Annotated in this window: 21 protein-coding genes; 5 read left to right on the top strand and 16 right to left on the bottom strand. The window is 41.4% G+C overall.

Annotated features, from left to right (window positions below; genetic code table 11):
• Window positions 1-37: 37 nt before the first annotated feature.
• From GD631_RS17130 to GD631_RS17160, 7 genes are all read right to left on the bottom strand, one after another.
• Window positions 38-3,295, bottom strand: a complete 3,258-nt coding sequence (locus GD631_RS17130; protein ID WP_143258729.1) for a DUF4906 domain-containing protein — start codon at window positions 3,293-3,295, stop codon at window positions 38-40.
• A gap of 45 nt (window positions 3,296-3,340) precedes the next feature.
• Complete coding sequence (locus GD631_RS17135) at window positions 3,341-4,441, bottom strand: hypothetical protein (protein WP_143258730.1); 1,101 nt, start codon at window positions 4,439-4,441, stop codon at window positions 3,341-3,343.
• Complete coding sequence (locus GD631_RS17140) at window positions 4,434-5,417, bottom strand: FimB/Mfa2 family fimbrial subunit (protein WP_223225859.1); 984 nt, start codon at window positions 5,415-5,417, stop codon at window positions 4,434-4,436. The genes GD631_RS17135 and GD631_RS17140 overlap by 8 nt, the downstream gene beginning before the upstream one ends.
• A gap of 44 nt (window positions 5,418-5,461) precedes the next feature.
• Complete coding sequence (locus GD631_RS17145) at window positions 5,462-7,174, bottom strand: Mfa1 family fimbria major subunit (protein ID WP_143258732.1); 1,713 nt, start codon at window positions 7,172-7,174, stop codon at window positions 5,462-5,464.
• Window positions 7,175-7,201: 27 nt separating this feature from the next.
• Complete coding sequence (locus tag GD631_RS17150) at window positions 7,202-8,632, bottom strand: DUF3868 domain-containing protein (RefSeq protein ID WP_143258733.1); 1,431 nt, start codon at window positions 8,630-8,632, stop codon at window positions 7,202-7,204.
• Window positions 8,633-8,646: 14 nt separating this feature from the next.
• Entirely contained in the window at window positions 8,647-9,180 is a 534-nt protein-coding gene (locus GD631_RS17155) for a DUF3575 domain-containing protein (RefSeq protein ID WP_425321966.1), read from the bottom strand.
• A 613-nt stretch (window positions 9,181-9,793) separates the two neighbouring features.
• Window positions 9,794-9,934, bottom strand: coding sequence for a hypothetical protein (locus tag GD631_RS17160; RefSeq protein WP_185911498.1), 141 nt, complete (start codon window positions 9,932-9,934; stop codon window positions 9,794-9,796).
• A 165-nt stretch (window positions 9,935-10,099) separates the two neighbouring features.
• On the opposite strand from GD631_RS17160, the gene GD631_RS17165 reads away from it, so the two are divergent.
• A complete protein-coding gene (locus tag GD631_RS17165; RefSeq protein ID WP_143258735.1) occupies window positions 10,100-10,723 on the top strand; it encodes a BT4734/BF3469 family protein in 624 nt (207 codons plus the stop codon).
• Between the two features lie 19 nt (window positions 10,724-10,742).
• Window positions 10,743-12,605, top strand: a complete 1,863-nt coding sequence (locus GD631_RS17170) for a DUF3987 domain-containing protein (RefSeq protein WP_143258736.1) — start codon at window positions 10,743-10,745, stop codon at window positions 12,603-12,605.
• Window positions 12,606-12,732: 127 nt separating this feature from the next.
• Here GD631_RS17170 and GD631_RS17175 read toward each other — a convergent pair whose 3' ends face one another.
• Entirely contained in the window at window positions 12,733-12,951 is a 219-nt protein-coding gene (locus tag GD631_RS17175; RefSeq protein ID WP_143258737.1) for a DUF4248 domain-containing protein, read from the bottom strand.
• A gap of 221 nt (window positions 12,952-13,172) precedes the next feature.
• Here GD631_RS17175 and GD631_RS17180 point away from each other — a divergent pair, with 221 nt between their 5' ends.
• The 3 genes from GD631_RS17180 (at window position 13,173) to GD631_RS17190 (ending at window position 14,360) form a co-directional block, all read left to right on the top strand.
• Entirely contained in the window at window positions 13,173-13,661 is a 489-nt protein-coding gene (locus tag GD631_RS17180) for an HU family DNA-binding protein (protein WP_143258738.1), read from the top strand.
• Window positions 13,662-13,834: 173 nt separating this feature from the next.
• The gene (locus GD631_RS17185) at window positions 13,835-13,942 is read left to right on the top strand and encodes a smalltalk protein (RefSeq protein WP_152288002.1); all 108 of its coding nucleotides are present in this window, start codon (window positions 13,835-13,837) and stop codon (window positions 13,940-13,942) included.
• Between the two features lie 4 nt (window positions 13,943-13,946).
• A complete protein-coding gene (locus GD631_RS17190) occupies window positions 13,947-14,360 on the top strand; it encodes an N-acetylmuramoyl-L-alanine amidase (RefSeq protein ID WP_143258739.1) in 414 nt (137 codons plus the stop codon).
• A 364-nt stretch (window positions 14,361-14,724) separates the two neighbouring features.
• On the opposite strand, the gene GD631_RS17195 is transcribed toward GD631_RS17190, so the two are convergent.
• From GD631_RS17195 to GD631_RS17230, 8 genes are all read right to left on the bottom strand, one after another.
• Window positions 14,725-15,282 (bottom strand): glycosyltransferase family 4 protein, encoded by a 558-nt coding sequence (locus tag GD631_RS17195; protein ID WP_143258740.1) that lies wholly within the window; start codon window positions 15,280-15,282, stop codon window positions 14,725-14,727.
• Window positions 15,279-15,821 carry a glycosyltransferase gene (locus GD631_RS17200; protein WP_143258741.1) on the bottom strand — a complete coding sequence of 181 codons (543 nt, stop codon included), beginning with the start codon at window positions 15,819-15,821 and terminating at the stop codon, window positions 15,279-15,281. The genes GD631_RS17195 and GD631_RS17200 overlap by 4 nt, the downstream gene beginning before the upstream one ends.
• Window positions 15,822-15,842: 21 nt before the next feature.
• Window positions 15,843-16,913 (bottom strand): glycosyltransferase family 4 protein, encoded by a 1,071-nt coding sequence (locus tag GD631_RS17205; protein WP_223225862.1) that lies wholly within the window; start codon window positions 16,911-16,913, stop codon window positions 15,843-15,845.
• 24 nt (window positions 16,914-16,937) lie between these two features.
• Window positions 16,938-17,726 carry a glycosyltransferase family 2 protein gene (locus tag GD631_RS17210; RefSeq protein ID WP_120069955.1) on the bottom strand — a complete coding sequence of 263 codons (789 nt, stop codon included), beginning with the start codon at window positions 17,724-17,726 and terminating at the stop codon, window positions 16,938-16,940.
• Window positions 17,727-17,744: 18 nt separating this feature from the next.
• A complete protein-coding gene (locus tag GD631_RS17215) occupies window positions 17,745-18,713 on the bottom strand; it encodes an NAD-dependent epimerase/dehydratase family protein (protein WP_143258743.1) in 969 nt (322 codons plus the stop codon).
• Window positions 18,714-18,720: 7 nt separating this feature from the next.
• Window positions 18,721-19,077, bottom strand: a complete 357-nt coding sequence (locus tag GD631_RS17220) for an SMR family transporter (protein WP_120069962.1) — start codon at window positions 19,075-19,077, stop codon at window positions 18,721-18,723.
• 97 nt (window positions 19,078-19,174) lie between these two features.
• Window positions 19,175-19,777, bottom strand: a complete 603-nt coding sequence (locus GD631_RS17225) for an HAD family hydrolase (protein WP_143258744.1) — start codon at window positions 19,775-19,777, stop codon at window positions 19,175-19,177.
• A 5-nt stretch (window positions 19,778-19,782) separates the two neighbouring features.
• A complete protein-coding gene (locus GD631_RS17230) occupies window positions 19,783-20,658 on the bottom strand; it encodes a decaprenyl-phosphate phosphoribosyltransferase (RefSeq protein WP_143258745.1) in 876 nt (291 codons plus the stop codon).
• Window positions 20,659-20,672 lie beyond the last annotated feature (14 nt).

Genomic DNA, 20,672 nt, shown 5'->3' on the forward strand with positions numbered 1-20,672 from the left:
GTCGAACTCACGTTTATTCTACATTATGCAACTTATTCTACTTATCTTCTACGCATCGTACGAAACAAGCATCTTGTGCACCGCCGGTTGAACTACGGGTGATGGGATAGAAATCAAAAGTAAAGTAATTGAAATCCCATCCGGTTGCATTCCCATCTCCGGGCTTTTCAGCCTTTACATAATGGCTCAACCAGTAGATTGCTCCGGGACGCATATATACGTCATAAAAGAGAGGAGCGCCCGCGACGCCCACGGGGTAGCTCTCGCTAAGCCATCCACTGGGGAATCGTTCGGCTCGAGTTGCTGCATATCTTAATGTGCCCGCGCCTTTGGCATCTTTTTCTTTTCTATGTCCATATCCGGAAGCTCCAATAGGAAAGAACAGACTTTTTCCGGTTTGCTGATTGTAGACAAAACAACCACGCATTCCGCGCTTTGTATGATTGTACTCATAACCGTATGCGTCGTTTATATCATCTTCAGTACTTGTCGATCCATCTCCATACAATATACCATATCCTTGTTTGATGTCTATATGGTCATATAATGCTTTAAAATCATCATAAGAAGCAATTCTTGTATTTGAAGGAAGCTGCGATGAATCGACAAACGCAGCACCGAAACCACTCTTGTCGTCCGACGGCGCGTTTACAGGTTTTATCTCTCCCCATGCCTTTTCTTCACTTGTGCCGGCAATGGTTAATTTTTGGGTTCCTGGCCCTTGGAAAGATTCCGGTGTAACGTTTATCCAATATGGACCCGGGGTCTTATTATTGATCGCGTCGATTGGCTCGGTCAGGTTACCCCATTTGAACAACGAACCTTCTTCTAGCGGAGAAGCGGCTTCTGCGGTTTTAGTTTTCATGTTGCACGCATGCCATTCGGCCCCTCCATCAATCAATGCATCGGGAGCATCTCCTTGACGTACAAATATCAAGTGGTAGCAAGTATAGTTGTGATACTCTACCCGTATGATGGCATATCGGTTTTCATTTTCTCCGCAATTGCCTTTAAAGTCAATTTTAAAATCTATATTCGAACCGGTTTTTCCATAAACGGTGTCGTTGCTTACTTTGCTATGTTCCTTGCCAACACCTAAATTGATAAAGTTTTTATCCCCACAAACCACATAGGCTTTCCACGGACCTTCGGAAGCGAATGCCTCAAATTTTGTTCCATTTTCTTTGGGCAATCGTTTCAACAGAACGTCGAATCCTTCGTTATTGCTATGGCTGCGCCAAATACCTTTGGGGTTGACAACGCGGCGTACTTGATAAATAACAGGGTTTTCATTCCCTTTGGCGGAGTTTGTAGCGGAAGAATTGGTGGAAATCGTTCCCCATACCGTACCGTCCGGCCTCAATAACGTCGCTTTTATCTCCACTTCCGACCTGCGTTGATAGGCTACATAGGGATTATTCCCAGTGTGGCCGGTGGGTTTAATCATCTGTTTGGCGCGGGTGTACATAGGAAGTTGCACATGATATATGCTATCACCTTCTTTTCTTACCTTATATTCACCGTCATCTTTCTCTCCTTCTTCACCATAGAAACTATGTTCCTCTTCGTCCGTGATCGCATTCTTTTCTTCGATAGGATACGTTCGTTCTCCTCTTTTATGCTCTTCATAATAAGACTGGTTGGAGGTGGGAGTATATGGAGACGTTCCGGTTATAACCAAATCCTTGGTCGCACGCAGGGACAAAAAACCGTTCCACTGGTTGGCATTGGCTATATCCATCGGATGGTAATAATCGAAAGTACTTAATGCATTGTGGGGCCCCCATCGGTTGTCTTTAATACTTGCTTCTATTTTACCCAGTTTAAGTCCTCCTGTTCTGATTTTCAGTGGCAACATCATCGAATGATTATACAGATAAGAGATATAATAAGGATTCGGCACCTCAATACCCGGTTCCGGTTCCTGATATTCTATGTGCCAGTCGGCATCATTCGCGAAGTTTTTGAATTTCAGTGTGAGTTTATAATGATGGTTACGCTCGGCGTTGTAGTCGTCCTCCACATTTTTTCCAAGCATAAAACGATATTTGATATTTCCGCTTCCCACTTTTTCAGAGTTGACGGAAACGTAATAGGCATCTACTTCGATGTAAGTACCATAAGGCACGTCATCTTTCGGCAGATAATCGGGATATTTAAAATCATCTCCCGGCAATCCGGGATGATCCAATTCTCCATTCCCATCGGCATCTTGCAATTTACTGGGGCCTTTTCCTTGCATATTTTCGAAGAAAAACAAGGCATCGGCAGTTTCTTCGTGCCCTTTCTTTTGTAACACTCCGTTTTCTTCAACAGGCCACGGATAATAAGATTTACCGGTGGACAGACGTACTGGATATGATGCATCAAACACTGTCGGTTCCGTATCTCCTTCGTAGTATTTGATCACCTCTCCGTCAGGCATATCCTCTCCCTTTGCAGGAAAGGGCAAGTCATATCCTTCTTTCCCCACCATATTGTCTTTTCCCAAATAGCAATGAGTCGGAATATCTTTAATCTGCACTGACTTCAGGTAAATGAAAACCCCTTCTTTCAAGCTGCTTGCATCGTATGCAACAGTTACTTTGGAGGCTGCGCGGCGTATCCATGCATGCAGCGTCATATCTTTCTTGTTGATAGCTACCAGCGCATCTTCCGTATTGCGGTTGGCTCCTGTGGGGGCATCCGGCAGCGTGGTGAAATGACCGAACATCTGGTTGTTGGCGATGGCTTTGCTTTTTGCACCGTCACCGGTTTCTTCCGTCAACACCCAGTTCTCTGCTTGCCATGTCAAGTCGATAGATTTCAGTCCTTCTCTGGTCTTGATGGTAGAGTTAGATGTATTCACCAGATTTCCCATATTGGCCACTGCATATATATAATGATTGCCATAAGGCACTCCGGACAATCGGAATGAGGCTTGCTGAGTCCGGCTTTCCGCGCTTGTCTCCCCTTCTGCGTCGGCGTTTGTACGGTCTTCATCTTTTACCTTGAAAGAACCGTCGTTGCTTTCTGTAGAAGCAGAACCTTCGGGAAGGAGGTAATATGCTTTCGTCAGGTTTCCTTCTTTATCATACAGCAGCACACACAGGTTGTTGATGTCTTTGATGGCATCCCCTGCCGTGCGTGTCTTTACGTCCAAGGCCGGACGAAGAGGAAGAAACTCTACCGTTGCATTTACGTCGGTTTCCCCTTCGGGCATTTGCTCGTATCTGTTGTTGAACCAATCGTCCGTGCAGGCAGCCAAAACAAATATCAGCATACCCGTAAGACTATAAAGAATATTTCGTTTCATATTTTCCTGCATAAAATTATTTTAAGGAAATCCTCCCTTCGTTGGTTATAGCCCGAAACCGGGATCTAATGTGATTTCAGTATATGGACGCACATCTACCTTCCAGTCCATGCTTGTATCTTTAATGGTAATGTATACTTTTACGTGTGTATTGCGCGGCAGTTGGGGCACGTTCTCCAAAAAGCCTTTCAGCTCCGCGCCGTCTACCCCAAGGCTTACCGAATAATTCTTCTTCTCGTCCGCTCCTCCTTCACCTTCATACACGTGTTTGCCCTCCAAAAAATAGCAGGAAGGCGACAAGGTGACCTCTTTACCTCTTGGCAAAGAATAGTTAGCTGTAAAGCGATAGGTATAATATTCCGTTTCGGGAACCTCAAATGCTTCAATTTCTTTATAAATTGTCCCATCGCTTCCCTCTGCATTCCGATACCTCACACCTCGTGGCAGGAGATATGCCTGTCTAGCCATATCATGAACGGCATATCCCGTGACAGTCTTGTCTCGAGAACTTTCGTTCTTGACATAGAATGAGTATTTGACAGCAGCTCTTATGATGAACAAATCAGCTTTCTGGTCGGTCTCTCCCACCTCCACCGTATGACATTCGTTCATGGGCAGATAGTGAGGATTCACCGCCAGTTGTTTACCTTCATCCAGCTTTATCATTAGCTTGCCGAATTTATCCGCCGGAAACGTACCTCCCTTTTTAATCTGCTCCAATTCCTCTTTTAAATTGAGCCAGGCACCGTCTTCCGACTGAACGTCTATCGATGAGTTTTCATTTGCAAACAGATAAACTCGCTTGGTTTCCCTGCCACGCACTTTGAAGCGTTCATCCCCATAATGTTGCAGAACATCCCGGAAAGAGATAAACCGGTTTTCTTCTACAGTGTTATCAGGACGCACTACGATGATACGCAGTGTGCTCATCAATTCGTAACCGTTGACGGCATTTTCGTATCCGTCGCCTTCGGCGCGGGTAACGCCCGAATACATCACATCTGTAAGCGAAACATTGATATCGAGATTTACCCACACCGCATCATCATCACCACTGAATCGGCTCATCTCCTCTTTGTCACTGCCGCAAGCAGACAACAGACAGACAATGGAACTGAATAGAATAATATATACGAATTTATTCATATTTTATATTATTGACTCTGACTACCCAATCGTTTACTTTTATAGTCACCTTAAACCACTCGTGGCTTGAATCAAGGAAAAATATCATCGACCAGTAATATCCCCGGTCCAAAAACTCCTGTGGGGGCATCGTGGCAAAATGATCACTTTTGAGTATTAACAGATAATTAATCAAAGGAATGTTGACCACTTCCTTTCCATCTACTTTACGCCGGATAATCATCTTCGGACTGTTCTTCGTCATCAACCGCGACGTGGAAAACTCTGCATAAGCCACCACTTCCTCTTTGTTTCCTTCAATGACTCCCGTCGAGGCTTGTCCTTGCGACCACGGGGTATAGGTGACCGGACCATTCGAAAGCAAGTCGTTGTTGTACGAAAACAAAGTATTGTCGTCGGTGATTTCAAACTCATAGTCTTTGTCATCCACCGGTTCACCGTTCATCTGTTGCAATACGATACGGATGTTGTTGGTGTTCTTCATCATCTTCACCACCCCGTTCTGATAAAGGTCGGACGTAGCAAGAGTAAGCTCACCCCAAAACATATCATGCAATTTACGCTTTTCAGGAAGAACGGACTCGATGCGGCGCCAGTCGGCTTCTACCCGCAGATCGGTATAATTGCTTCCGATGGCAGGCTCTTGAAGCAGCGAGAAGGTTTTCTCCTTGCATGCCAATCCACCATAGGCCACAAAGCGATATGTGCCTTTCTTCAAGTCGAGCTGCATCCGGTAGTCCTCATTCTGTAATTCGGTGCCTGTGACGATACGGCGATCTACGTAGTTGCCTTCTTCGTCGTAAATAAACAAAGTAAGGCAGTCTACCTGATTCGGGAATGCGTTGGCAAACTCCAGGTTATAATCGTAGATAAAGCGTAACGATACACCATGCGGACAAGGATCAAGATCCTCGTAGATGCGTTCGCACGAAGAAAAAACAAGCCCCATAGCTGCAGCGCAAAACACTGCAGCCATAAGTCTTGAAATTATATTTTGTTTTCTACTTTGCATTGTTTTAATCAATCAAATGTGATGTTATTGACGCGAACTACCCATGGCAACACTTGTACAGACACTTTGAAGTATACATCACTGCTTTCGTCCGGATCGCCCGGATCTACCGGATCAGGATCTTTGCCCGGATCTGTGGGATGTCCCAGTAGGGAAATCTTGTCTACGCACAATTTATAAACATTGTTGCGTACTACAGCAAATTCCATTATGCCCATTTCTGCAGGCATGCCGTTGTTGTTGTGACGGTTCCAATAATAGTAAAGTACTTCATACTCATTGTTGGCACGGTTGAGTGTGTAGATAGTAAAACCGTGGTCCGTCCACACCTTATCCGTTGGGGTGCCGCCGGCAGCTGCAGCCATCACTGCATTATAAGCATTCTTAACGGCAGTGTTTTCCGATAAACCTGCAAACATACTCCGGGTATACAATGAATTGTGGTACATATAAAGAGGTTCTCCTTGTGCCATAGCAGCTTTCACATCAGGATTATCATCTGTGGCGATAATATGTCCTTTAAATACAATACCGGTCGAAATACCGCTCATTTGTCTGCCCGGAGAAGGTATTGTGTTCTCTGTCACATAACGCCAGATACGATAACCGGTCTTCTCTATATCGCTGGGGGCATTCTGCCAGTTGTCACCGTCATTTTCGACTTTGCTTGTAATTTCGGTCAATTTCACCCATTTCCATTCGGAGTTGTTGCCAAACTGTCCGGAAATCCATCCATTATCAGTGAATTTTCCTAAGTTATAGAAGAAGTTTCCCGTTAAATCTTCGCTTCCCGTATAAGAGATTTTGTCATCAAAGTCGTAATCCACTACATAATTATTAGTCGTCTCAAGCCCGCAAAGGTCGAATTTAGTATAATCTGCATTGCCACTGCCATCTTGTTTGCAAGTGCGGCGCAAATAATAAAACTCATTACTCATATTGAGCAGAGCCGCCTCAGTCAGCTGTACTTGAACCATGGTTTTACCTTCCGAATTTTTGAGAACATTATAAGTAGCAGTAGCTCTATCTCCATTCTCACTATCGGACGGTCCCTGTTTGTAGTCGAAACGAGCCACTGCGCGTTCCACTTTCACTGTCCCCAAAGGATAGGCAGATTCTTTCGTCTTATATAGAGCAAAAGATTCTGGCAGCGTGTTGGTTAATAAAACAGCATTTGACATTAAGAATCTCCCACCTGTACATATCTCCATGTTTTCTCCATTTGACAATTTATAGGTTGCATTTCCCACTGTCAGCAATTCTCCGGAATTAAATTTATTAGCCTTTTCTATCAAATCATCTGTCGGGTTGCAAAAGGCATAAATCAATACATCTTTTCCGGCTTGGCCACGCAATGCCGTTTCAGAAAGTCCCATGGTGTAAGTGTTTGCATCAACCCCTTCTGTTCCGTCGCTACCAGATATATAGCTAGACGCAATAAATTTGCGATCGGGCGTGGTTAAAACAACCAAAACACCTTTTGTCACTTTGTTTTCATTATCTGTTCCAATTTCTATACCACCGTTAGAAGTGCCATAATCATCCTTCCCTTCCTCAGTGTCTGTTACACTGCGGGTTGTTTGGGGCAGTTCCAATCTAAAGCGCATATAAACTCCGTTTTCTACATCACCATCATTCACAGTAGCAATGTCGTCATTGTTACAAGCTGCCAATGCAAAACATAAAGCGCCTGCTAAAATTTTACTCCAGCTTTTTCTCATCTTTTCTTATTTTTAAATTAGTATTCCTTATTTGATTTCCTCAATTTGCCTTAACATCTTTTCTGCCTCCGGCATTCCTTTACGCGCAGCTTCTTCAAACATTTTTTCGGCAGTGTCGAAATCTTTGTTCAAAGCAGCAAGAGTGGCGCGTGCATAGATAGCCTGCGGTGAATCACCGGCTTTCTGCAGGTAACGTTCGGCACTTTTAAGACCGCCACGACTCATAGCGATATTGGCAGCATTGAGGTTAGCCACTTCATCGTCGGGGAACATACGCACAGCGATGTCAAATGTTTCGTTATACTCCTCACTGCCTATTTCCATTTCTTGTGCGGCGAGATACATTTCATTGAGGCTTAGCTTCTGCGGCTGTGTCTTGATGAGACGTTTAATCTCTTCCACGTCAGTATAAGCACGCACTTCATACTTCACGGCATAGTCCGAATGGCGCAGCCCCGGATACACCTCTTTCAGCAAGAAAGCATACTCCTTCGGAAAAGCAGTCTTGATACTCCGTTCTTTGGCGTCCGGATCCATATTGCTACGTATCAAGGCAAGGATGCCTGCCTTGTTGTCCAAAGATGAACTTTCAACGTAACGTTCCAGCCCGGCCCAATCCTCGGGTTCGTAGTCGGTAATGAATTGTGAGTCGGCAAAATTATATTGTTTGCGTACGTACTCTTTAAGTGTCTTCGTACGCCCCATGGCAAGGCGCTCGTTATTAGAATATGGACTTTCGGGCGATGCATATCCCTTGATGCTGACAGAGATAATGCGCGTATCGGCATCGTTGCGTACAGCATCAATGGTGGAAAGAATCTTTTGCAATTCCACCGGATTACGGCGGTAGTTCTCATGTATTTCCGTACGGTTTACAGGAAAATCGATATAAGCTGAGCCTTCCAATACATTAATTTTTGGTTCGGCTTTCGGGCGTATATATATGTAAGAAGGCACAAACGCCTTCGGTTCGAGACGGAGCGCCAGCAACGGTTCGTTTTCGCCGGCAAGCGTCTCGTCACAACATCCGCACACTTCATTCAGGGTAACAAGTTTGGATGTATTCATCCATTTTTCATAAGGCACCACCGTACGATATTCCACTACCGACACGTCGCTCCGACGGTAAATTTGCGTAGTCGCCGGTCTCAAGTTATCATTGCGCAAATGATGATAATACCGATTGCGCCCTGCAATCAACACAGCAGGCAAGCTCAACGTGTTGTCATCACTTGCCAATGCCGGCGTAAATATTACTTCGCGATTGCTCTTAACCTCTAAATCGGATACGTCTATATCCATCGAAATGAAGAGTTTGTCATCCGAACGGGAAACGAAAAGGTTTCGCACTGTCACTTGCCCATTCATAAGCGGCTGCCCTTTTACTCCAGCCACACCAAGTAGTGACAACAAAACACTACCTATTATTTTAGCTATTTTATTGTTTATTGTAATCATGACTACAGACCGAATTAAAATGTATAAACCAGATTGACAGCCGCTTTTGTGGGACCAAAATAGTTGTGCGATTTTCCTTTGGCAAGTTTGGTGCCGCAAGTTGCACATGGATAAACATCGTAGCGTGTATAAACCCAACCCACCCCGAGTTCGGCTTCCAAATTCCAATGCTTATTCAATATCCATGCATAACCGTATGCAACGCCGGCACCGGCAAACCATCCTTGATAACGACGGTCGGAAACAACAGAGAAATCTGTACCTAGAAAAGAAAGGCTGTTCTTCAGACCGCCAACGTTATATTGGCCGCCTAAAGCGTGGACACCCATAAAATGACCGGCAAAACGGTCGCAGAACCAATAACGCGCTTCCGGTTGCAAAAGCCAGTGTTTCCACTTCCGCTCATGAGAAAGTGTCCATCCATTGTAATCGGCAGATAAATCGAATGTCCAACGAGGAGCCAAACCTACCTCCACGCCTGCATTCACATTCAAAAACGCATCATACAGAACATTTGTCTTAATTGCTACTTTCTGTGCTCTCGCCATCGGACATAACGCCCCAGACAAGACTAACAACAGAAAAAAAGTCGTTCGTTTCATCTCAAGTGTGTATTATTCAGTTTAACTTTAAGTCTTTACTTATTTAACCCTCTGAATTCCCCACAAGTACATATAAAATGTACTAATAAAACTACATCGGACAATATCCCGGATGATAATATAATATACACAATATTTATGCTTCTCTCTATATAAGATTAAGAAAAACACCAAGCAATATAAAAAAATCAGCACCTCTTCATAAGAGGTATATTAATTTACGGGCAAAGTTACATAAATTCCTTAAAGAAACAATATAATATGACTTTTTTTTAATCATCTCCAAAAAAATCAAATAAGATAACTGCCATACACTCCTCCCCTTCTTTTTTTATAAGACCGCAAAAATTGCTTCATAAAAAGATGGCAGGCGAGAAAATTTTCTCGCCTGCCATCTTTTATTTCACCTGCTTTTCATTGCATTCTTCTCTCTCCTCTTTTTCCTTACGATACCTCATATATAGCCGTTTCCACCTGTCCAAAACCCTCTCTATTTCCTCCTCGTCAAGATAATCAAAACAGAGTTCCACAACTTTTAAGTAATTACCCAATGAGCAATCTAGCCCTTTTTTAACTCATTCAAAGGATCATGGCCGATCCCCAATGCCTTGTACACATTCTCATTTGTCAAATACGCGTGTTTAAGCAACTCACTAACGCCAGCTCCTAATGCAGCGTAATAGTTTTTTTCTTTTTTCATACTTATTTATTATTAAAATTGCACCTTAACGGTTAATTATTTTAACTTTCATCCTAACATATCAGGATAATACTTATTTTGTTTCTACTACATTTACACCATGTTTCAAACATGTACATGTATATGTTGCAAAGTAAATAATTTAATTTATAATAACAAATAATTATGCCAAACAATTACAAAATGTCCTATTTCATGCCTCCTATCGCCCCTATCAAAGACAAACAGGGACAAATACTCACTCCCCCCACACTTTTCCCCATCTGCGAAGCCTGCATTGAACAGGTTTTCCGAATGATTACCAGCAACGAGAACCTCAGACTCCTGACCGAGCAAGTACGCAACGCACCGGACATACGCATAGCAAAAACAAAACTTTTGCCCTATGTAACTCCCTGCGGCACCTTCTCCCGCCGCAGCAGCAAATGCCTCCTGTCCCCATCAGGGCTGGTGATAGTGGACCTGGACCATTTCCGTTCTTACCGGGAAACAGAAGAAATGCGCCGTGTGTTACATGACGACCCGCTCCTCCGTCCCGTACTCACGTTTATCAGTCCCAGCGGACTGGGTGTAAAGGCCTTTGTACCCACCCACCGTTTATCCACGGCAACTGGCTACAAACAAATCACAGAATGCATGAGTTGGGCAATGTGGTACGTAGAGACAGCATATAATACAGAAACATCTGTTTTTCCCGAAACAAAGACCAAAGTAGATTTCTCCGGCAAAGACCTCGTGAGATCCTGCTTTCTTAGCCACGACCCCGAAGCTTTATTCAGAAACATCTAACATAAGACAATAAGAAAAAATGAACAACATCGAATCACTACGCCGTCTCACCGAGACAGTTGAAACGGCAGGAGCAGACATCGCCCCTACTTACATCGAATACATACAACTGGCATTTGCCATCGCCACAGACTGCGGCGAAGCCGGGCGCAACTATTTCCACCGTCTCTGCTGCCTGTCTGCCAAGTACCAACGCGAACATACCGAACGGGTGTTCTCCAACGCACTCGCCACAAAACATGGTGACGTACATCTGGGCACGGCTTTCCACCTTGCCGGAATCGCAGGAGTCAAGCTCCATCAAGACGACATTATAAACAACCCGAAGGGTACAAAGGGTACAGAAGATTCAAGGGCAAATTTCTCCACACACACGTGCGCGCGTTATAAGGTAGACAATGACGGAAATACCGGAAAGGAGGAAAATACCCAAGAAGAGGAAAGAGAAGAAGAGGAACTTCTCTCGGGCAGTGAACCAAAGCAACAACTGCCCACCTTCCCCAAAGCCAATTGGCCCACACTCCTGCAACGTATCATTACCTATGGCAAAAGCGACGCCCTAAAAGATGTTATGCTTTTAGGAGCATTGACAGCCCTTGGCGCGACCATCGCCCCACACTTGCGCTGTTCCTATAGCGGCAAATTCCTGCATCCCTGCCTTCAGTATTTTGCCATCGCTCCTTCGGCTTCCGGCAAGAGCATCCTCTCTTACATCCGGCTGCTTGCCACTCCCATTCACGACGAAATCCGTGCGGAAGTGGCAGCAAAGATGAAAATCTACAAGAAAGAGAAAGCCGCCTACGAGGCATTGGGCAAAGAACGAGCGAAAGTGGACGCACCGCAAATGCCCGCCAACAAGATGTTCATCATTTCGGGTAACAACACCGGCACAGGCATCCTGCAAAATATTATGGACTCTGACGGAATAGGATTTATCTGCGAATCTGAAGCGGATACCCTCTCTACCGCCATCAACGCAGACCATGGACATTGGAGCGATACCCTCCGCAAAGCCTTCGACCACGACTGCCTGTCTTACAACCGCCGCACCGACCAGGAATACCGTGAAGTGAAGAAAAGCTACATCTCCCTCAACATTTCCGGCACACCGTCGCAAGTGAAATCCTTCATCCCCACCACGGAAGACGGAGCCTTCTCCCGGCAATTGTTCTACTACCTCTACGGCATCGACCAATGGATCAACCAATTTTTGGAAGACGACCTGGATCTCGAAGAGGTATTTACCAACCTCGGATTGGAATGGAAAAAAGAAGTGGAACAGATAAGAGCACATGGGATACACACGCTCTGCCTTACCGAGGAACAGAAAAAAGAGTTCAACGCCCAATTCTCCCACCTCTTCCAACGCTCGAGCATAGCCAACGGCAGGGAGATGTACAGCTCCATCGCCCGCCTGGCTGTCAATCTATGCCGCATCATGTCGATAGTAGCCCTGCTGCGTGCCCTCGAAAGCCCGCATCCCTACCAAGTGAAGAACGCTCCCGCCTCGGGACTGACTCCGGATAAGAACATTCCCGAAGATAACATCAAAGACAATATCATCACCCGTTGGAAGGTTGCCATCACCCCTGACGATTTCCACGCAGTGCTCCGTCTTGCGGAACCGCTCTACCGCCATGCCACACACATACTCTCTTTCCTTCCTTCCACGGAAATCAGCCGACGTTCCAATGCCGACCGCGACTTCCTCTTCTCGCAGTTGGGCGACCGTTTCACTCGTGCACAAATGATAGAGATAGCAGAAGCCATCGGAATTAAGAAAAATACCGCCATCACTTGGTTGAAACGACTGACGCAGCGAGGCATATTAGTCAAGGGAGATGCCAACGGAGTATATGAACGCGCATGTGCGCGTGTGTGAGTGAGCCCGGAAAAAGTGTACCCGCTGTACCCCCGCCGCAAATAAATAACGGTACAGCATTTTACGGATACTAAAGCGGCGCTTTAGAGAGCATAAAGCTAAGCTTTAGCCCCCTTAAAGCGCCGCTTTAAGGTTCTCCCAATGCATCCACAATCACCCTCACCTCCAAAGGCGTATATGAACGGCGCTCCGGTTGATAGCCCAGGTCGTACAACCGTTGCAGCAGTCCGGGACACCGCTCTATCCACTTTTTCATTTTTCGGTAAGCGGCAATATCAGTAAGTTCGGGAGAATAGAGTTGCGCCAGTTCCATGCGCCCGTAGGCACGTATTCTGAATTCGATCATAATGGATAAGAGTTTGATTTAATGTTACAAATATAGCAAAATAGTTGTACATACGCAAGGCTTTCCGGTTGAATAACCGACCCTAACTGCACATAACTGACAAGTAACGGGCATAAATGCATATAAGCGATTTTTCGGACTTCCGACATCCTATCTTTGTATCGTCGGAAGGGAAAAGAATCCCGGAGACACGATGTTTTAACCCTTTAATTTATTGTTTTATGATTCGTTACAAAATTTATCAGAACCAGCAGAAAAAAGGCTTGAATGCGGGTAAGTGGTTCGCCCGTGCAGTAAGCGACGAGACGTTTGATTTGGCAAAGCTTGCCGAACACATGTCGAAGCACAATTCACCGTATTCCGGTGGTGTCATCAAAGGTGTGCTTTCGGATATGGTAGATTGTATCAAGGAGTTGTTGCTGGACGGAAAGTGTGTGAAAATTGATGATCTTGCCATTTTTGGGGTAGGTATTCGCAGTAAGGCGGCTGATACGCTGGAAGAGTTCTCGTTGGAGAAGAATATTAGCGGCATGCGTCTGAAAGCTCGTGCCACCGGTAACTTATCAACTACCAACTTGAAACTCGACAGTCAGTTGAAACAGCAGGCTGAGTATCAGAAACCGGGCACTTCCGGAGGTGGTTCTGATCCGGATGATAACCCTGATCCGAAACCGGATGGAGGCGGCGAAGCACCTGACCCGGCTGCTTAAAAGGCTCACCACTGATTACACAGATTTCCACAGATTATAATTTAATTGGTAGTCATTAAAGTAGTCGATTATTTATTTCTGTGTGAATCTGTGTAGTAGTGTGCATAGTTGCGTAGTTTGCAGCTCTGTGACAAAAGAAAACTGTTATCCATTTATTTAAAACCTGTTATTGTATGAACAAATCATCCTCTTCCCGCTCCGTATGGAGCTTCATTATCAAAGTAATCATCACCGTTGCCACCGCTATCGGGGGCTTGATCGGAGTACAAAGTTGCATATAGATCTATGCGAACTATTACACTGATTATCATTCATTGCAGTGCCACGCCGGAAGGAAAATCCCTTTCGGCGGAGGCTTGCCGACAAGATCATATCCTGCACCGTGGTTTCCGTGATATTGGCTATCATTTTTACATTACTCGCGACGGGGAGATCCACCGGGGACGTGCGTTAGAAAAGGTCGGAGCACACTGCCGTAATCATAATAGCCATTCAATAGGTGTCTGTTATGAAGGTGGCTTGGATGCGGATGGCAAAACCAAGGATACTCGCACAATGGAACAACGGGGCTCGCTGCTTGCTTTATTGCGTGAATTACGACGGCAGTTTCCGAAAGCGTTGATTGTTGGACATCGTGACTTGAACCCAATGAAAGGGTGTCCATGCTTTGAGTGTGTGAAGGAATATCGGGATTTATAATTGACGTAGTAAAAAAAATATCAACGATCTTCACAGACCGTTGATATAGTGGGAAATTCACATCGGCTTTAACCTCCGATGTCAGGGCGTAGATCAGAAAGGCACCGTCGTGCTATTTCTGATCCACAATGTAGGGAATCATGCTTTTATAGCATGAAACTAGGGACCTACATTTTTCTTCATCTCAACATACGAAACACTCACGTGTTTATTACATCTCAACATTTTCAACATTTATTATATACCGTATTTTGTCTAACACTCATATACTAATTCATTTCATTTTACACCCATTTTTAATGATAGTCTCAATATATTTAATAGGACAGAAATGCACATCTTACACTTCGGTAGTAAAACAATTTTATAAGCAAAATGATTGATAAATAGCTTCTAATTCTTTAATTCTATTAGTTATCAGAAACTTATTTTCAAAAAGAGCTCGTGAATTTTCTCCGTACCATTCTCTTTTCTGCTCATCCTCTAGCAATTCACATATAGCTTTCAAAAATACTTCTTTCTCAAAAGGAAGTAATCTTCCATTATACCCATCCTCCACACAATCTCTATTCCCAACCACATCAGATGCAACTATTGCTTTCCCTAAAGACATAGCTTCAATTACTGCCAAAGGTAACCCTTCATATCGAGCTACAGTCAAATAAAACATTGAGTTCTTTACGTATTCCAATGTTTCCTTATGGCTAAGCCATGGAAACAATTCTATAACTTTATCCAAACCATATTCAGCAATCTTTGCTTTCATCCTATCAAGATCAGGTGAATAATAACCTACTCCCAATAAACAGAACCCCACCTCTGGATGTAAGGTATGAACCTCTTTCACTACTTCTACTAAAAAAATAGGATTCTTCTGATACGACGGTCTTCCTATATAACAAATATATTTATCCTGTCTCATTTTTTCTTCAATTCATTTATAGCATCAGGTACAGCATTATTCCATACAAAAGCCTTGTTTTTTTTATAATGCACCATATTCACTCCCATTATTTTTTCAGACTCTGAGCAAGCCAGAAGACAAGCATTAAATTTCGTGATACATTCAATAAACAAAAAGAAATTTCTTTTTACCACGGATTGTGCACTTAAAAAAGAAAAAGCATGAGGTGTATAAAAAGTTCTCGTATGAGTCAAGAATCCAGCTGCCCGCCCTACAATTCCACCTTTAGCGCTATGGCAATGAACCAAATCTGGACATTCTTTCTTTATTATCCTCACAGTCTGCACAATAGCTTTCAAATCATTCCATAAATTTAAATCTCGATAAAGTTTTATTCTATACTCCTTGATTTCTTTCCCATCTTTCTCTATCGGTTTGTTATTGTCCTTATCTCCATGAACAAGAACATATTCATAACCACTTTCTGCATATACAATAGAGTTTCGGATATAAATATCAAGTCCACCGATCATTTGACCAACATGTAAAATTTTCATAATTCTATTTCGAACTGTTTCTTATTTACAAATCGAGCCAAATATCGAAATGTATTTCTTGTAAATTTCATCATTAGAGAATTTCACTGCAAGCTTTTTGAACCCATTTTTCCCCATAGTTTTTCTTAGCTCATCATTTCCTAAAAGTTTCTCCAAAGCTTGTCGTAAAGCCACAACATCTAAAGCTGGTACAATAATACCATCTACTCCATCTTCTATATATTCAGGGAAACAACCTGTATTTGTTGCTATCACTGGCTTTTCATAATAGAACACACTCTGTACCGTTTGCGTACCTGTGGCATCTCTATAAGGTAATACTATTATTTTACTTCGTTGAATCAATCCTGCCAACTCATTATCAGGCACATATTTATTAACATGTTCAAAATTTGACGGCAGCGAATCTATTCCGAAAATTTGACTTATATCCCCTTTTCCAGCAATCATGAATTTCACATTCTTCATCTGTTTTCCCGCTTCTACTAATATATCAAGACCTTTATAATATTCTATTCTACCGAAGAATAACACATCTATGTCTAAAATCTTATTTTCATTTTTAGGATATACTAAATTCTCTATTAAACCCAAATAATTCACTGCTATTTTTTCTTCATCCTTTATCAGCCCAAGTCGCAGTATATCATTTTTCATAAAATGACATGATACAATTATTTTTGCGCTATATTTAAAATAATCTTTGTATTGAGCCTTCAAAAGATAAGCATCCAATTGTCTAACCCCCGAATGAAGAATATGATCATGAACAAAAGAAATAATCTTTTCATGGTCTACTATTCTATAGATAAATCTGTTCACTGGATGCGGACTATGAATGAAACACACATCAAAATCGAGAGAATGAACATACTTATAAATACAATAGTATGACAATGGATTAACGAAATCTAAAGGTTTTTTTCTATCAAAAGGGATGTTGCATATATTCTTCGTTCCTAATAGTTCATACCCAATATTTTTATTAGTCACAACAAATACTTCATGCTCTTTTGAAAAGAATCTTGTTAGCAAGAAGAAATTATCCCCCATTGCACCATTAACAGAAAAAGAAACAACAAGTATTCTCATCACTACTACAAATCTTTTTATTATTTATTCAATCTTGAGTAACAATTTTATCAATCCTTTTGGGATTATGCTCTTTAGCATATTGCTTAACCTAAAGCGTAATACCGCCTTCCAATAATAACAATAAGCCTCCCACCTTCCATATCCATTTGTCTTATGAATCTGCAGTACTTCCTTCTTCGATTCTATAAAATGTGAGAAACTGGCACCTGCATCAATCCTCACTCTCGAAACATAATATTTCAAATAACAAAACTGCTCCCCTGCAAGATAATTTGAAAGTAGGAAATCATAATCAGACGCAAGTTTATATTTAAGAGAATACTTTTTCTCCTTCATCAAATCAGTTCGAATGAACACACTTTGATGTGAAAAAGCCATCATATAACGCATACTTTTCAATCCCAAAGCTCTCATTGGTCTTTCTCCTATACCATAACGGAGAATCGTATCACCATAATAAGCAGCATATTTTTTATGAGTTTTTGCAACAAAAGCGAAACGCTCTACTACCTTATTATCAACAAACTCATCATCTGCATTCATAAAAAGAACCCACTCGCCAGTGGCTTTATCAATAGCTTTATTCATAGCATCATATATGCCATTATCTGGCTCTGATAACCAAAAAGCTATCCTACTTTCATATTTCTTTATAATAGCCAAAGTACCATCTGTACTTTTTCCATCTATAATTATATATTCTATATTTTCATAAGTCTGACTAAGTACAGACAATATAGTTCTTTGTATGGCAGAAACAGCATTATAGCAAACTGTTATAACTGAGACACGAGGAAGGTTATTGTTCATATCTGAGAATGCGAAATCTTACTTTTTCTTTTTATACATCTTATATGCCTCTTTCAGCATATCCTCATCACTATACTGTGGATGCCAATCTAGATCTTTTTCAGTTTCCTGAATATCCAAAATATACTCTTCATCCGCAATCATGAACTGTTCGGGATACATTAATGTAAAACCATATTTATCCAATAATCCTAATACTAACTTTACGAGTTTGCCAGACGTTGGAATTACTACAGAATGTTTATTTGCCGACGTAATAACCCTCTGTAATAGTGTACGAATATCAGGCGGATTCTTAGAGCCTAAGTTATATTCTTTGTTAGGTAGTCCTTTGTTTATAGCACAAAGAATAGCGCTAACGCAATCAAAGACTGAAATCATTTGGTAATGATTCTTGCCATTACCAATTGTAGGTACTGGTAAATTCATATCAATTAGCTTAAATAACTTCACCAAAATACCTAAGCGACCTGGCCCATTAATCATACGAGGACGAAAAATAGTAATATCCATACCTTTTTGTCGATACTCCCGACATATTTCTTCACATACCTTTTTACTTTGTCCATAAGGGCCAAAAGGATTTTGCGGATGTTTTATATCCACTGGAAGATATTGCGGCTTACCATACGTCATATCAGTAGTAAACATCAAATAGCGCATACAATTCTTTTCTTCCATTACTTCTAGAATATTTTTAGTTCCAACATAATTAGTATTATAAAAATATTCTTCACGATTTTTGGGAACTCTAGTGTGATACTGATTCGCAGCTAAATTAATTACCAAATCATCAGGCATTATATCAATCTTGCTTATAGCAGACTTATTACGAATGTCTACATTTATAAACTCAGCCTTCTTATTAATACATTCATCAAGTACAGAAAGGATATCACAAACTACCACATTCTCTCCACGCTCAATCAATGCATTACTTAAGTAACGTCCAACGAAACCATTTCCTCCAAAAATATAATACTTCATTACTATTTTAGCTTCTTGAAATTAAATACACACCAATACAAATAATTACAATGCCAACAATTCGAATAACAGAAAGTGATTCACCAAAAAAGTAATACCCCACCACTGCCGCTACAACATATCCTATGCTTAAGAATGGATAAGCAAAGCTAACTTCTACTTTTGAGAGAACTGCCATCCAAAGAAGAATACTAAGTGCATAACAAATCATAGCTCCCCAAAGCCAAATATTTGTTACCATAACACCTAAATTTGTAATCATATTACTCATTCCTGTTTCCCCCACAAGCAACATACCTTTACGAATGCATAGCTGCGCAGTACAATTCAGTAAAACACTGACTAAAATCAGTATGATATTCATATTGTTACAATATATAAATTATATAAATTTGTTTTAGTAAATTTCAACAATAGACATTATTAGACATAAACCTCAATTAATAAGACAATATTATTATTCATTGTATCATTATACCTCTATCCGCAAACTCCAACATTTCCTTGTCTCCACGACTGTCCCCATAGGCATATAAAAAATAATTTTTTCTATCAGGTTCTATTTCCAATAAACGATTTACTTTCTCGGGACCATAACAATTTTTCGTTAAGAAACGCCCAGTCAATTTTCCATCAAGATCAACTTCAACTTTAGTTCCTATAGTAGCAGTTACTCCTAAATGCGAACAACAAAATGGTCGAACCCAATCATCTATGCTAGCACTTATCACATACACTTTATCACCATTTTTCAAATGATCCTTTAATTTATCAACAGTCGATTCACACTCTATTTTTTTCACTTCATCAGCAAAAATTTCCCCCCACCGTTGGAATTCCTTATAATTCATACCACCAAAAAAGTATGAGAAAAGAGCTTGCTTGACCTTCCAATTAGGATACAACCTTAACTTAAATGCTATTAATAAAGGGGAATACAACAAGAATCCCATCATAAAAGCCCAATACCCTCTTGTAAAAAGAATGAAATACAGTAAAGTGTCTTTAGTTGTAATTGTACCATCAAAATCAAATACGGCAATAGTTTTTTTTCCTTTTGGCATACTCATCACAAATAGATTAGAACAAAAAAAGTTAAAAGCCAGCCAAGGATAGACAATTGAATAAACCGATCATACATTAGAATTTTGGTAGGACTACCACTTTTCACATCCACAATTGTTAGTTGCATATAACGTAATAATCCAATTAATACAAATATTGATGTTACATACAAATAAGAGGTATGCATTCGTTCCTGTACTTCGGGTGATACCGTATACATAATATAACATACCATTGTAACAGCCGACACTATTGTAATTGCCTGATTCATAAACTGCAAGTTATATCGATTAATATTGCAACGAACCTTTACCCCACTTTCCTCATACATAACAACGTCATCTCTACGTTTAGCAAAAGCAAGAAATAAAGCGAGAAGAAATGTCATCAACACAATCCATTGAGAAATCCAAATGCTAGTAGCAATCCCACCTACCCATATACGCAATACAAAACCTACTGCTATAATGAACACATCTATCAACGCAACTCGTTTCAATTTAATACAATAAGCAATATTCATTATAAAATAAAACATGATAATACTTATCACTTTCCAAGCAATCTCATCAGTAAGCAAAAGACATATTACTATAGAAAGAGTAAACATCACCATCATTAGTATATATCCAACAAACACTGATACTCTTCCACTTGCTATAGGGCGTAGCCTTTTCTTGGGATGTAATCGATCTGACTCACGATCATAAATATCATTAAAACAATAAATACTACTAGCTATAAAGCAATAGGCAAAAAAAACTTTTAGAGATGTAAACATATAAGACAAGTCCATAATATGTCCTCCAAAAAATAACGGCAAGAATATAAATAAATTCTTTAGCCATTGCTGTGGTCTAATTAGCCTCAATAAATTCATAAATAGAACATACA

Origin of the sequence: Bacteroides luhongzhouii (genome assembly GCF_009193295.2) — a bacterium.
In the GTDB taxonomy this organism is placed as follows: domain Bacteria; phylum Bacteroidota; class Bacteroidia; order Bacteroidales; family Bacteroidaceae; genus Bacteroides; species Bacteroides luhongzhouii.

What these genes read in the sequence shown, in the direction of transcription:
- GD631_RS17205 (WP_223225862.1), bottom strand. Translation starts at nt 16,913, where the DNA reads ATGAGAATACTTGTTGTTTCTTTTTCTGTTAATGGTGCAATGGGGGAT.
- GD631_RS17185 (WP_152288002.1), top strand. Translation starts at nt 13,835, where the DNA reads ATGAACAAATCATCCTCTTCCCGCTCCGTATGGAGCTTCATTATCAAA.
- GD631_RS17170 (WP_143258736.1), top strand. Translation starts at nt 10,743, where the DNA reads ATGAACAACATCGAATCACTACGCCGTCTCACCGAGACAGTTGAAACG.
- GD631_RS17220 (WP_120069962.1), bottom strand. Translation starts at nt 19,077, where the DNA reads ATGAATATCATACTGATTTTAGTCAGTGTTTTACTGAATTGTACTGCG.
- GD631_RS17140 (WP_223225859.1), bottom strand. Translation starts at nt 5,417, where the DNA reads ATGGCTGCAGTGTTTTGCGCTGCAGCTATGGGGCTTGTTTTTTCTTCG.
- GD631_RS17180 (WP_143258738.1), top strand. Translation starts at nt 13,173, where the DNA reads ATGATTCGTTACAAAATTTATCAGAACCAGCAGAAAAAAGGCTTGAAT.
- GD631_RS17210 (WP_120069955.1), bottom strand. Translation starts at nt 17,726, where the DNA reads ATGAACAATAACCTTCCTCGTGTCTCAGTTATAACAGTTTGCTATAAT.
- GD631_RS17195 (WP_143258740.1), bottom strand. Translation starts at nt 15,282, where the DNA reads ATGAGACAGGATAAATATATTTGTTATATAGGAAGACCGTCGTATCAG.
- GD631_RS17135 (WP_143258730.1), bottom strand. Translation starts at nt 4,441, where the DNA reads ATGAATAAATTCGTATATATTATTCTATTCAGTTCCATTGTCTGTCTG.
- GD631_RS17130 (WP_143258729.1), bottom strand. Translation starts at nt 3,295, where the DNA reads ATGAAACGAAATATTCTTTATAGTCTTACGGGTATGCTGATATTTGTT.
- GD631_RS17215 (WP_143258743.1), bottom strand. Translation starts at nt 18,713, where the DNA reads ATGAAGTATTATATTTTTGGAGGAAATGGTTTCGTTGGACGTTACTTA.
- GD631_RS17230 (WP_143258745.1), bottom strand. Translation starts at nt 20,658, where the DNA reads ATGAATTTATTGAGGCTAATTAGACCACAGCAATGGCTAAAGAATTTA.
- GD631_RS17175 (WP_143258737.1), bottom strand. Translation starts at nt 12,951, where the DNA reads ATGATCGAATTCAGAATACGTGCCTACGGGCGCATGGAACTGGCGCAA.
- GD631_RS17225 (WP_143258744.1), bottom strand. Translation starts at nt 19,777, where the DNA reads ATGCCAAAAGGAAAAAAAACTATTGCCGTATTTGATTTTGATGGTACA.
- GD631_RS17200 (WP_143258741.1), bottom strand. Translation starts at nt 15,821, where the DNA reads ATGAAAATTTTACATGTTGGTCAAATGATCGGTGGACTTGATATTTAT.
- GD631_RS17150 (WP_143258733.1), bottom strand. Translation starts at nt 8,632, where the DNA reads ATGATTACAATAAACAATAAAATAGCTAAAATAATAGGTAGTGTTTTG.
- GD631_RS17145 (WP_143258732.1), bottom strand. Translation starts at nt 7,174, where the DNA reads ATGAGAAAAAGCTGGAGTAAAATTTTAGCAGGCGCTTTATGTTTTGCA.
- GD631_RS17155 (WP_425321966.1), bottom strand. Translation starts at nt 9,180, where the DNA reads ATGGCGAGAGCACAGAAAGTAGCAATTAAGACAAATGTTCTGTATGAT.
- GD631_RS17160 (WP_185911498.1), bottom strand. Translation starts at nt 9,934, where the DNA reads ATGAAAAAAGAAAAAAACTATTACGCTGCATTAGGAGCTGGCGTTAGT.
- GD631_RS17190 (WP_143258739.1), top strand. Translation starts at nt 13,947, where the DNA reads ATGCGAACTATTACACTGATTATCATTCATTGCAGTGCCACGCCGGAA.
- GD631_RS17165 (WP_143258735.1), top strand. Translation starts at nt 10,100, where the DNA reads ATGCCAAACAATTACAAAATGTCCTATTTCATGCCTCCTATCGCCCCT.